The sequence below is a fragment of the Saccharothrix isguenensis genome (assembly GCF_052936305.1).
The window spans coordinates 6197676-6209827 of the sequence record NZ_CP193626.1 but is presented as its reverse complement, the minus strand read 5'-3'; the positions used below and the strand labels follow the sequence as shown (position 1 = coordinate 6209827).

The 12152-nt window shown below is 71.5% G+C and carries 11 protein-coding genes; 6 read left to right on the top strand and 5 right to left on the bottom strand.

All coding sequences use genetic code 11. From position 1 onward, the window contains the following. The first annotated feature begins 3 nt into the window (after nt 1-3). Entirely contained in the window at nt 4-600 is a 597-nt protein-coding gene (locus ACRAKI_RS27560) for a hypothetical protein (RefSeq protein ID WP_447003402.1), read from the top strand. Between the two features lie 126 nt (nt 601-726). Here ACRAKI_RS27560 and ACRAKI_RS27555 read toward each other — a convergent pair whose 3' ends face one another. Beyond that, the gene (locus ACRAKI_RS27555) at nt 727-2187 is read right to left on the bottom strand and encodes a S8 family serine peptidase (protein WP_447003401.1); all 1461 of its coding nucleotides are present in this window, start codon (nt 2185-2187) and stop codon (nt 727-729) included. A gap of 341 nt (nt 2188-2528) precedes the next feature. Continuing rightward, on the bottom strand, nt 2529-2879 hold the full coding sequence (locus ACRAKI_RS27550) for a DUF1844 domain-containing protein (RefSeq protein WP_447003400.1): 351 nt from the start codon (nt 2877-2879) through the stop codon (nt 2529-2531). 267 nt (nt 2880-3146) lie between these two features. Between ACRAKI_RS27550 and infC the strand changes: the two genes are divergently transcribed. The 4 genes from infC to ACRAKI_RS27530 all read left to right on the top strand — a co-directional run bounded on the left by infC (nt 3147) and on the right by ACRAKI_RS27530 (nt 5317). Further along, nucleotides 3147-3752: a translation initiation factor IF-3 gene (gene infC / locus ACRAKI_RS27545; protein ID WP_447003399.1), complete on the top strand. Its 606-nt coding sequence runs from the start codon at nt 3147-3149 to the stop codon at nt 3750-3752. A 72-nt stretch (nt 3753-3824) separates the two neighbouring features. Continuing rightward, on the top strand, nt 3825-4019 hold the full coding sequence (rpmI, locus tag ACRAKI_RS27540) for a 50S ribosomal protein L35 (RefSeq protein ID WP_033442867.1): 195 nt from the start codon (nt 3825-3827) through the stop codon (nt 4017-4019). A gap of 63 nt (nt 4020-4082) precedes the next feature. Beyond that, nucleotides 4083-4472, top strand: coding sequence for a 50S ribosomal protein L20 (rplT, locus tag ACRAKI_RS27535; RefSeq protein WP_077006161.1), 390 nt, complete (start codon nt 4083-4085; stop codon nt 4470-4472). Beyond that, nucleotides 4469-5317, top strand: coding sequence for a TrmH family RNA methyltransferase (locus ACRAKI_RS27530; protein ID WP_447008531.1), 849 nt, complete (start codon nt 4469-4471; stop codon nt 5315-5317). Before rplT ends, ACRAKI_RS27530 begins: the two co-directional genes overlap by 4 nt. A 247-nt stretch (nt 5318-5564) precedes the next feature. Here ACRAKI_RS27530 and ACRAKI_RS27525 read toward each other — a convergent pair whose 3' ends face one another. From ACRAKI_RS27525 to ACRAKI_RS27515, 3 genes are all read right to left on the bottom strand, one after another. Then, nucleotides 5565-8387 carry a hypothetical protein gene (locus ACRAKI_RS27525; RefSeq protein ID WP_447003398.1) on the bottom strand — a complete coding sequence of 941 codons (2823 nt, stop codon included), beginning with the start codon at nt 8385-8387 and terminating at the stop codon, nt 5565-5567. 7 nt (nt 8388-8394) lie between these two features. Next, entirely contained in the window at nt 8395-10179 is a 1785-nt protein-coding gene (locus ACRAKI_RS27520) for an HSP90 family protein (protein WP_447003397.1), read from the bottom strand. 192 nt (nt 10180-10371) lie between these two features. Further along, on the bottom strand, nt 10372-11007 hold the full coding sequence (locus ACRAKI_RS27515) for a hypothetical protein (protein ID WP_447003396.1): 636 nt from the start codon (nt 11005-11007) through the stop codon (nt 10372-10374). A gap of 77 nt (nt 11008-11084) precedes the next feature. Here ACRAKI_RS27515 and pheS point away from each other — a divergent pair, with 77 nt between their 5' ends. Beyond that, a complete protein-coding gene (gene pheS / locus ACRAKI_RS27510) occupies nt 11085-12152 on the top strand; it encodes a phenylalanine--tRNA ligase subunit alpha (RefSeq protein WP_447003395.1) in 1068 nt (355 codons plus the stop codon).

Here is a 12152-nt window from a genome sequence, read left to right as displayed (position 1 = left end):
CTCATGAAGTGGTACGCGGATCCCTCGCCCCGGCTGGCGCGGCAGGTGGTGGCCGACCTGCTGGCGGTCGCCTGGATGTGGTTCTGGGCGACACTAGCCCTGGCGGTAGGTGACGCGGTCCGCACGCTGCGCGCGCCGGGTGACGGACTCGTCGACGCGGGACGGAACCTGAGCGAGACGTTCGGGGACGCCGCCGCCAAGGCACGCGGGCTCCCGCTGGTCGGCGGACAGCTCGCCGACGCGCTGGACCGGGGCAAGTCGGCGGGCGGCACGCTGTCCGACGCGGGCGGCGCCCAGGTCGACGCCGTCGAGACCACCGCCCTGTGGCTCACCGTCGCGTTCATCGCCCTGCCCGTGGCGTTCCTGCTGATCACGTGGCTGCCGCTGCGCCTGCGGTTCGCCCGGCGCGCCGCCCTCGCCCGACGCCTGCGGGACCAGGGCCGCTACGACCTGCTCGCGCTGCACGCGCTGAACACCCTGTCGCTGCGCGACCTGGCGGCCTTCCCCGGCGACCCCGTCGAAGGCTGGCGCCGTCAGGACGCCGACGTCGTCAAGGCCCTCGCCGACCGGCAGCTGCGGGCCAGCGGCGTCCACCCCTGAAGCGCCACCTCCGAAGCGCCACCTCTGAAGCGCCACCCCTGAAGAACCACCCGTGAACAGCCACCCCTGAACAGCACAACGCCGGGGTCCCGTTCGGGACCCGGCGTTGTGCGCTGCTCTACAGCTCTAGCCCAGGTGGCGGTGCCAGAAGTACTGACCCTGCGGACCGTAGAGGACCACGTTCGAGTCGTTCTGGACCATCACCCGGTCGCCCGCCGTGCGGTCGGTGCGGCTGTGCCACACCGGCACACCCGCGGCCGTGTAGACCACGAAGTTGCCGTCCGTCTGCAGGGTCGCGTGCGTCGCACCCGAGCCGTTGGAACGCGTGTGCCACAGCGGCTGACCGGCCGCCGTGTACAGCACCAGGTTGCCGTCCGTCTGCATGGTCAGCCGGTACCGGCCGTCCTGCGACGACTTGCTCTTGCCGGCCGTCAGGCTCTCGCCCCTGGCCAGCGTGTCCGCGACCGCGTTACCCGTGAACAGCGTCAGGTTCGGCGAACCCGCACCGGCGTCCGTGACCCGGTTCGGCGTCGAGACACCCTTCAGCGCGGCCTGGACCTGCGCCGCCGAAGCGGTCGGGTTGGTCGCCAGGTACATCGCCACGGCACCCGCCACGTGCGGCGCCGCCATCGACGTGCCGCTGATCGTCTCGACCGCGGTGTCGCTGGAGTGCCACGCCGACAGGATGTCCAGGCCAGGCGCGTACATGTCCGTGCACGTGCCCCAGTTGGAGAACCAGGCCCGGGCGTCGTTCCGGTCCGCGGCGTTGACCGTGATGGCCTCGGCCACGCGGGCAGGGGAGACGTAGCACGCGTTGTCCGACTCGTTGCCGGACGCGATGGTGTACGTGATGCCCGACGCGATGGACCGGCGCGTGGCCGCGTCCACGATGTCGTCCGGCGCTCCGCCGAGGCTCATGTTCGCCACAGCCGGCTTCTGCGCGTTCGCGGTCACCCAGTCGATACCCGCGGCGACACCCGCGGTGGTGCCCCAGCCGTCGCAGTCCAGCACCTTCACGGCGTGCAGCTTGACGCCCTTCGCCACGCCGTACAGCTCGCCGCCGATCGTGCCCGCCACGTGCGTGCCGTGACCGCCGCAGTCGACGTTGTACCCGTCACCGGAGGTGTTGACGTCGAACGTCGCCCGGCCGCCGAAGTCGGTGTGCGTGGTGCGGATGCCCGTGTCGATGACGTAGGCGTGCACGTTCGAGGCCGTCGTGGTGTAGCTGTAGTGCCGGTTGAGCGGCAGGTCCCGCTGGCTGAGCCGGTCCAGGCCCCACGGCGGGTTCACCTGGTCGCCCGTGGCCTTGAACTTCTGGTTCTGCGCGACGAACTCCACGGCCGGGTCGGCCGCCAGCTTCTTGGCCGCCTTCTCGTTCATGGACGCGGCGAAGCCGTTCAGGGCGGCGGTGTAGCGGTGCGTCACGCGGGCGTCGACCTTCGCGGCGACCGCGTCGGTCTGACCCGCGTCCTTGAGCACCACGATGTAGCTGTCCGCCACGGTGTTCTGTCTACCGGCGTGGCGGATCTCGCCTTCGGCTGCCTGTGCAGGCGTGACCACCAGGGCCGACGCCACCACGGCGACCATGGCGACGCCGACCGTGCCGACTATCCGATTCCGAGGCGCGCGAAAACTACCCATGTCTGGGTTCCCCCCTTGAGCAGGGCCGATGTGCAGGAGTTCGCGCGAACGTGATCGAACAATAACCAATAGGGCCGCGAATCCCTACCCCTTATATCGCGCACCCCGGCCGCATGAAGGCGGAGACCCAGGTCACGCCCGTGTCGCAAGGCGGAGAGCGATGCGGATCACTCGGCTGTCCCGCCGCGGGAGGCGCGCCCGACGAACGTTCAACCCGGCCTGTTCCGAACATAGACATCGCGCGTTCCACAGGAAGGACCTGCGCGTTACGAATGCACTACCGAGGGTTAGTGGACGGGGCCGGTGTACTTCTCGCCCGGACCCTGGCCCGGCTCGTCCGGGTACGCCGACGCCTCGCGGAACGCGCGCTGCACGGACTGGAGGCCCTCGCGCAGCGGGCCGGCGTGCGGACCCAGGTACTCGGCCGACGCGGTGACCAGGCCGGCCAGCGCGGTGATCAGCCGGCGGGCCTCGTCGAGGTCGCGGCGCGGGCTGTGGTCCGGGTCCTCGTCGGCCAGGCCCAGGCGGTCGGCGGCGGCGGAGAGCAGCATGATCGCCGCCTTGCTGATCACCTCGACGCTGGGAACATCGGACAGGTCGCGGACGTTGTTCGAAGGCAGGTCGGTCACGGGAGCCATTCTCGCAACCCACCCCGGCGGCTCGCCGATTCGGGGGTTGACAAGGCCGTCTGCTACTATTCTCCGCGCGACCAGTCCCCGCACCTGTGGGGACGGCAAGTGGAGCCCCGCTCCCACCCGAGTCTGCCGCTTCGTGCAGGTGGCCGGGTCCGGTCCATCGAAGGGTCGACTGCGCCCTTCGTTGTGCGATCGGTAGGAAGCGGGCCTCACACCGGGCAGGTGTGGGGCCTCTTGTCTTTGGCGCACAACGAGTCACAAAGGACGTGAATGACAAGTCCCTCGAACCGAGGTGTTCCGGTGAACACCGAGCCACGCATCAACGACCGCATCCGCGTGCCCGAGGTTCGTCTGGTCGGGCCGAACGGCGAGCAGGTCGGGATCGTTCGCATCGAGGACGCGCTCCGACTCGCCCAGGAATCGGATCTCGACCTCGTCGAGGTCGCCGCACAGGCTCGGCCGCCGGTCTGCAAGCTCATGGACTACGGCAAGTTCAAGTACGAGAGCGCGCAGAAGGCCCGCGAATCGCGCCGAAACCAGCAGCTGACGGTCATCAAGGAGCAGAAGCTCCGGCCGAAGATCGACCCGCACGACTACTTGACGAAGAAGGGCCACGTGGCCCGCTTCCTGTCGCACGGGAACAAGGTCAAGGTGACCATCATGTTCCGCGGTCGAGAGCAGTCCCGGCCGGAACTGGGTTACCGACTGCTGCAGAGGCTCGCTGAAGACGTCGCCGAGCTGGGGTTCGTCGAGTCAAACCCGAAGCAGGACGGCCGCAACATGATCATGGTGTTGGCGCCGCACAAGACCACGAAGACCCGTCCGATCAGGAACGACAGCGCCGACGAGGCGACGGACGAGTCTGTCGAAGAGTGATCTCCCGGCCTCGGGCCGGGAGCAAACATGGCCGCCCCCAACCCCGGTGGCTGCACGAGACTGAGGACGGAAATGCCCAAGAACAAGAGCCACAGCGGGACCTCCAAGCGCGTGAAGGTCACCGGCAGCGGCAAGCTGCTCCGCGAGAAGGCCGGCAAGCGCCACCTGCTGGAGAAGAAGTCCAGCAAGCTGACGCGTCGCCTCTCCGGCACCACCGAGGTCGCGAAGAACGACGTGCCGCGGCTGAAGAAGCTGCTCGGCCTCTAAGACCTTCACCCCTTTGAACACCGGGGCCCTCCACCGGCCCCACGAGATCGACAGGATGGACCCGTGGCACGCGTCAAAAGGGCAGTGAACGCCCAGAAGAAGCGCCGTACCACCCTTGAGCTCGCCAGCGGTTACCGCGGCCAGCGTTCGAGGCTGTACCGCAAGGCCAAGGAGCAGGTGCTCCACTCGCTCAACTACGCCTACCGGGACCGCCGCGCCCGCAAGGGTGACTTCCGGAAGCTGTGGATCCAGCGCATCAACGCCGGTGTCCGCGCCAACGGCATGACGTACAACCGCTTCATCCAGGGCATGCGGCTCGCCGAGATCGAGGTGGACCGCAAGATCCTGGCCGAGCTGGCCGTCAGCGACCCGGGCGCGTTCGCCGCGCTGGTGGAGCTGGCCAAGGCAGCGCTGCCCAGCGACGTCAACGCGCCCGCCGAGGACAAGGCCTGAGCGCGAACGACCGCGCACCACGACCCGGGGATGCTCCGTTCACCGAACGGACTCCCCGGGTCGTTGCCGCTAGACGCCTCACCAGACGCCCCGGCCGCGACCGAGCCGAACGCTTCCTCGCCGAAGGCGCACAGGCCGTCCGCGAAGCCCTGTCCTGGTCCGCCGCCGGCCGTGGCCAGGTGCACGAACTCTTCGTGACCCCCACCGCCGCCGCCCGCAACCCGGCGTTGGTGCGCGACGCGGTCGACGCCGGCGTGCCGGTGAGCGCCGTGACCGACAAGGCCGCCGCCGCACTGTCCGAGACCGTGACGCCGCAGGGCGTCGTCGCGGTGTGCTCGCTGGTGGACGTGCCGGTGGCGGTGGCGTTGTCGCCGGGGGTGCGGCTGGTGGCCGTGCTGCACGGGGTGGCGGACCCGGGGAACGCGGGCACGGTGGCTCGGGTCGCGGACGCGGCCGGGGCCGATGCGGTGATCTTCGCGGGCGACACGGTCGACCCGCACAACGGCAAGTGCGTGCGTGCGTCGACGGGCAGCGTGTTCCACCTGCCGATCGCGCGGGTGCGTGATGCCGGTGAGGCGTTCGCCGCCTGCCGAGAGGCGGGGCTGCGACTGGTGGCGGCGGACGGCTACGCGCCGGAGGATCTCGTCACGGCCGATCTCCGCGGGGACCTCGCGGTCCCGACCGCGTGGGTGTTCGGCAGTGAGGCGCATGGGCTGCCCGACGAGGTGGTGGCCGGGCTGGACGCTTCGTTGAAGGTGCCGATCTACGGTGGGGCGGAGAGTCTCAACCTGGCGACTGCTGCCGCGGTGTGTCTTTATGCGTCGGCTCGGGCACAGCGGGCCTGAGGCAGCGAGCCTGGAGCGGCAGCGGACCCGAGGTGCAGCAGGCCTGCGGTGCGGTGCACCTGAGGTCCGCGAGCCGTTGTGAATCGTGGCTGCTCGCGTGCCTGGGCCGGCCTCCTCCCTTGTTATAGGCGACGCGCGAAGTGGATTTTGGTTCTCGTTGTGCAGTCGGTTCGCCCGATGTGGTGATCATGGTTGACAACACCGGGCGTCCGACGCGGCTTGTTTTGGCTGGTCAAGCGGTCTGAGTCTAGTCCTCTAGGCGAGTGGTCAGGGCTCGGAGCAGTGGGTCGCCGCTGGTGGGCTTGGACTGGGCTCTGAGCGCCTCGTCCAAGACGTTGGCGATGTCGCCGAGGATCTGTGGGGGCGTTTCGTCGTTGATCAAGGCCCCTGCCCGGCGGGCCTCGGCTTCGGCGTTGACCGGGTCGCCCGAGTCCAGCAGGAACCTCGCGCCCCTGGCCACCAGGAACGTCTGCCAGTCCACGTCCTCCAGCTGCGCGGCCAGTTCCTCGGCGATGCCGTTCTGCTCGATCGCCGCCGCGTGCTCGCCCGCCTGGATGTGCAGGAACGCCCGGATCGCGGCGATTCGTGCGGTCAGGTGGGTGCGGTGGTCCGGGTCCTCCACTGACGGCACCAGCGCTTCGGCTTCGGTCAGCGTGGTGGCGCACTCGGCGGCTTCGTCGTTCGGGAGCGCTGCCGCGGCCTCCACCAGAGAACCCGCTGCCTCGGTGAACTCCGACACCGACTGCCACGCCGCCGCTGCGCCCTGGTAGGCGGAGGCGGCCTCTACCCGGAGGTCCAACCGGCGCAGGACTCCGGCCAGGACGTCCAGGACCATGGCGCGTCGCCACGGCTCGTCCGGCGGGACCAGGCCCAGTGCCGCTTCCAGGTGACGACGGGCGGTTTCCGTCTCGTCCAGGCGTGCGCAGACCTGGCCGAGGCGGTAGCGGACGGGGACGATCACGTCCGGGTCCACGTCGCCCGCCTCGATGACGCGGACCGCTTCTTCGAGGGCTTCCGCGGCCTCGACGAAACGGCCCGACTTCAGGTAGCCGCCTGCCAGGGCGTAGCACGCCTTCGCCACGTCGTCCGGCACGCCGACTTCGTGCCCTGCGGCCACCGCTTCACGCAGCTCCGCCAGGTGCTCGCCCTCCAGCCCCAGCCGTTCCACCGACGCCACGCGCTGCCGGTGCGCCTCGGCGGTCCACGGGCCGCGCGGGGTGCTGAACGCCGCCACGAACTCGGTCGCCGTGCGGACCGCGTCCTCCTCACCCCGGACGGTCCGCACCTTCAGCAACAGCCGCAGGGCGTCGAACCGGACCGACGCGCACGGGCCGCCGGCCAGGATGTCGGTCACCTCGTCGTGCGCCTCGTCCAACAGCCCGGTCGACGCCAGGTGCTGGGCCCGGTCGCAGCGCGCCCGCGACACCAGCTCCGGCGCCTCCGCCCGCGCCAGCTCCAGCGCCTCGGCGATCAGCGCGCCCTGCTCGTCGGCGTAGGTGGTGTCCTCGGGGTCGGCCGAATCGGCGGCGTCGGCCAGCAGGTCCGCCAGCAGCAGCCTGGTCAAGACCCGCGTGTAGGCGGTGCCGGCGACCTCGGCCTCGGCCAGGCACGTGCGCGCCACGGCCGTGCACTCCGCCGTCCCGCCCTCCTCCGAACGCAGCGCCGCACCCCGCGAGCGGTACCGGTTGGCCAGGTCGTGCTCACCGCACGCGGCCAGCCGGTCGACCGCGGCGTCCAGCTCGGCCAGCACCTCCGCCTTCGGCCGCACGTGCCCGCCGACGACCGCCCGCCGCGCCGCGACCAGCGCGCCCAGCGACTCGGGCAGCAACGGGTCCATGTCCTCCGGCAGCGACCGCAGCAGCCGCATCCCGAGGATGAACTCGCCCTGGTCGAACGCGTCGCACATCTGCCGCGCGAGCTCCACCGGGTCGGCGACCGCGATCGGCTCCTCGACCACCGGCGTCGGGGGAGCGGCGACGGGCACGGCCAGCTCCACCGGGATGGTGTCCTGCGCGGCCAGCGTCCCGCGGATCCGGGTGCTCACCGCGTCGCTGCCGTTGCGCCGGTCGAACCGGGCCGCGATCTCCAGCGCCTGCGCCTCCAGCGACTTCCGCAGCTCCGGCGCCGACATCACCGTCGTCCGCCCGTCCTGCGGCACGGCGAACTCCTCGTCCGGCGACACCCGGGTCAGCAGCACGGCCGCGCCCGCGGCGAAGTGCATGGCCCGTGACGGGCTGGTCGAGTGGTGCACCCGGTGCAGGTGGCCGCGCAGCAGCTCGACCCCGCGCCGCACGTTGCCGGACGTCGCGCAGAACTCCAGGTGGTCGTCCAGGTACCCGCTGACCATGTCGTCACGCACCAGCCGGTACGCCACCACGTGCGCCTGCCGAGCCCGGTCCACGTCGCCGAGCGCCACGAACGCCGGCGTCAACGTGGTCAGGATGCCCTGCGGCTGCGTCGCGCACCCGGTCTCCTGCTCCAGCTGGTGCTCCGCGTGCGCGACCGCCTCGGCGTGCCTGCCCTGCCGGATCAGGTGCCCGGCCTGCTCCTCGATGACGCACGCCTCGCAGTCGCTCATCGGACCGCGGTCCACCGCGAGGTACTTGGCGAAGTGCTCCCGGTACGCCTCGTCGTCGCCGATGTGCGCGGCCAGGTCGGCGCGCGCGCCGTGCACCGGCTGCATCGAGTACCCGAGCCGCTGGTAGCGGGCCGCGAGCTGGTCCACGAACGACCCGATCTGCGCCAGCGTGAACCGGTGGTCCGCGATCAGGCCGCTGACGATCCACTTGTGCGCCCAGTCGAAGCTGTGCGTCTCCCACTCGTCGAACGCCGTGGGGTCGCGCTGCTCCGCCGTGCCGCACCACGCGAACGGGGCCAGCATCAGGTCGTAGCGGCCCAGGTCGTACGCCGAGCGGATCAGCGCGATCCGGCAGCTCACCGCCAGCGGCAGGTGGTCGTGGGCGTCCGCGGCCCGTGCCGCCCGCTCCAGCGCCTCGTGCCGCGGCATGCCCTCGGGCAGGTGGTACGCCTCCACGAACTGGCGCTCGGCGGCTTCCTTGTCCTCGTTCACCGCAGCATCATCCTCTTCGGCCATCCACAGCGCGGTCCAGCAGTTCCAGGAACGAACGGTTCAGCGCCGCGGTGTCCTTCGGGCGCATCGGACGCCGTGCTTGCAGCAGGGCGTGCACGTACAGGGACTCGACGGTCAGCTCCACCAACGCCGGGTCGGTCAGCCCCGCCAGCCGCCGCACCAGCGGGTTGCGGCAGTTGAGCACGAGCCGCTGCGACGCGTCGGAGGTCGACTCCACCAGGCTGCCCAGCAGCTCCGCCCACAGCGGGTCGGCCTGTTCGCCGACCTGCTCGGCGTCCCGCTTCCGCTCGGCTTCCACGTTCGTGACGAGCAGCGCGGGCAGCGAGCCGGGGTCGAAGTCGCGCGGCACGACCTCGCAGTCGTGCCGTTCCAGCACGTCCTTCGCCTGCACCAGGCGCTCGCGCAGCGCGCGCTCCAGCTCCGCGTCCGGGTCGTCCAGCGCGGCCAGCACCTCGCTCGGCGCGACCCGGCGCGCGGCGGTCGGGCCGTCCAGGGCGATCAGGCGCTCCATGATCTCCGCGTCGTAGGCGTAGCCCGCGTTGACCAGGCCCATGCCCTGGGCGTGCGCGACGGGCGCGAGCTGGCGGAACTCGTCCACCTCCGGCACGTGCGCGATCACGCCGTGCTTGCGGCGGAACTGGCGCAGCGACTGCGGCCCGTCGGTGGTCTCGAACGGCAGCCACCGCTCGACCAGCCGCAGCATCTCGTCGTCCACCCTGGCCAGCGACTTGATGCCCAGGTGGTGCGCGTCGAGCAGGGCCTGCGTGCGGTCCGGGCTCGTCGCGTCGAGGCGGACCAGCCAGTCCCGGACCTGACGGCCCAGCTCCTCGCGCACGGCGAGCAGCGTCTCGTCCTGGTAGAGCGCTTCACGGCTGGCGGTGGGCCGCAGCGACGTCGTGTCGATCACGCAGCGCACGAAGTACGCCCACTCGGGGAGCAGGCCCTCGATGGCGTCGCCGACGAGCATCCGCTTGAGGTAGACGCGGTGCGACTGGCGGGCGCCGGGGTGCACGCCGCGCGGCAGCACGTAGGCGACGCCCCTCAGGCCCACGGTCGGCACCTCGACCGGGATCGCGTCGAACGGCCGCACGCCGAGCACCTTCTCGCCGTACGCCAGCGGGTCCTCGGTCCACGGCAGCTCGCCGCGCGTGATCACCTCGTCGCCGACCCTGACCGTCACCGGCAGCAGCTCGCCGTACTCGGCGACGAGCGCGCGCACCACGTCCCGCTCGAGCCAGTGCTCGGAGTCGCGGTGCGGCACCAGCTCGATGGTGGTGCCGATCGGGATGTCGGCGTCGTCGGCCGATGTCGGGTCGCCGGCCCCGCCGACGACCTCGACCTCGTAGTTGCCCGCCGCATCGGCCGTCCACCGCACCGCGGGACCGCCGCGCGCGGACCGGCTGACCAGCCGGATGCGTTCGGCGACCAGGAACGCGGACAGCAGGCCGACGCCGAACTGGCCGAGGAACCCCTGGCGGGCGAAGCCCAGGTCGTCCCGCTTGGACGTGCGGCCGAGCGTGGAGAGCAGGTCGTGCACCTCGCGCTCGGTGAGGCCGATGCCGGTGTCGGAGATGCGGAGGGTGCCGCCGGGGGACCCGACCGGCTCGATCACGACCTCGCCCGGCGCGTCCGGTTGGAGCGCGCGGCGGGCGGTGATCGCGTCCACCGCGTTCTGCAGCAGCTCACGCGCGTAGACGCGGGGACTGCTGTAGAGGTGGTGGCTGAGCAGGTCGATGATCCCGCGCAGGTCGACACCGAAGGTGTGTGCCATGGGAGTGGAGTTCACCTCGGGTCAAGGTCACGTAGGACGGACGATTCTAGAGGGGTGCCGGCGGCTTGTGGCCCGGTTTTCCGCTGATCGCCCGCCGGGGTCCTGCTCGCGTGGTCAAGAGACTGCCACGGCCCACCGACAATTCCGGCGGGCCGGGTGCACTCCGCCGCGAGGGCGTCGGGTCTCGGCCGGTCAGGCGGGGGAGGACGCCGGGCGGCACCAGACCGGTCGGAGGTCGGGACCGTGCGGCAGCGCGATGGGCGCGCCCGCGCGGCACAGGCAGCAGCGCAGGTACGGGGCCGGGTCGCGGGACGAGGTCGCCTCGGCGTGGACGCCGATGCCAGCCTCGGCGCAGCGGTCGAGCACCGCGCGGATCCTCCGCTCGCCCAGGCCCTGCCGCTGGGCTCGCGGGACGACGCACGCGTAGCTGCCGTAGCAGTGCGCCGGCAGGCCGTCGGGGTAGTGCCGCGCCGACAGCGTCGTGAACGCCTCGATCGCGCCCCGGAAGTCCCGCAGCCCGGCCGCCTCCAGCACGTTGTCCTCGACGAAGGGGGCCACGTTGCCGGGGGGAAGGAGGAGGGCGAACGCCTGGTGCCGCTGGACGTCGCCGGCGAACACCTCGCGGACGGTGAGGTCCACGACGGCGACACCCCCTTCGGGCGGTGTGCGAACGGCCCGGACCCGCCGAGCCGACCCGTTGTACCGGGGAGCCGCCGGCCGGGCAGCGTGGTTCACCCTGAAGAGCACCGCCGTGCCGACCTTGGTGAGGGCAACGTCACGCAGCGCGCGCCCGGCGGGCGGCGGTGGATCCGGGGTCGGCCCGATCACCTAGGATCGACCCGCTGCTCCGCATGCCGTGCGGAGGGCTGACCACCTGTGTCCGTGACGGGAGCTGTCCACCAACCATGTCCGGAGCCAACGACCCGTACGACCCCAAGCAGGTCGCGGCGCTCTCCCCGGAAGCGCTCGAAGCGGCGGTCGGGCAGGCTCGTGAGGCGTTCGCGAAGGCGGCCGACCTCGACGAGCTGGCCGCCGTGAAACCGAGCCACCTGGGCGACCGCTCGCCGGTCCTGCTGGCCCGCCGCGAGATCGGCGCGCTGCCGCCGGCCGCGAAGGCGGACGCGGGCAAGCGGGTGAACGAGGCGCAGAACGCGGTCAAGCTCGCGTTCGAGGAGCGCCGCGCCCGGTTGCAGACCGAGCGCGACGAACGGGTGCTGCGCGACGAGACGGTCGACGTGACGCTGCCGTGGGACCGCGTGCCGCGCGGCGCCCGGCACCCGATCTCGACGCTCGCCGAGCGCATCGCCGACGTGTTCGTGGCCATGGGCTACGAGGTCGCCGAGGGCCCCGAGCTGGAGACCGAGTGGTTCAACTTCGACGCGTTGAACTTCGGCAAGGACCACCCGGCGCGCTCCATGCAGGACACGTTCTACGTGGCGCCCGCCGACTCGGGCCTGGTGCTGCGCACGCACACCAGCCCGGTGCAGGCGCGGACCCTGCTCGACCGCGAGCCGCCGGTCTACGTCGTGTGCCCCGGCCGCACGTTCCGCACCGACGAGCTGGACGCCACCCACACCCCCGTCTTCCACCAGGTCGAGGGCCTGGCCGTGGACAAGGGCCTGACCATGGCGCACCTGAAGGGCACGCTCGACGCCTTCGCCCGCGCCATGTTCGGCGAGGACTCCAAGACCCGCCTGCGGCCGAGCTTCTTCCCGTTCACCGAGCCGTCCGCCGAGGTGGACGTGTGGTTCCCGGAGAAGAAGGGCGGCGCGGGCTGGGTCGAGTGGGGCGGCTGCGGCATGGTCAACCCCAACGTGCTGCGCAACTGCGGCGTCGACCCGGACGTGTACTCGGGGTTCGCGTTCGGCATGGGCCTGGAGCGCACGCTCCAGTTCCGCAACGGTCTGCCCGACATGCGCGACATGGTCGAAGGCGATGTCCGCTTCACCCAGCCATTCGGAACGGAGGCCTGA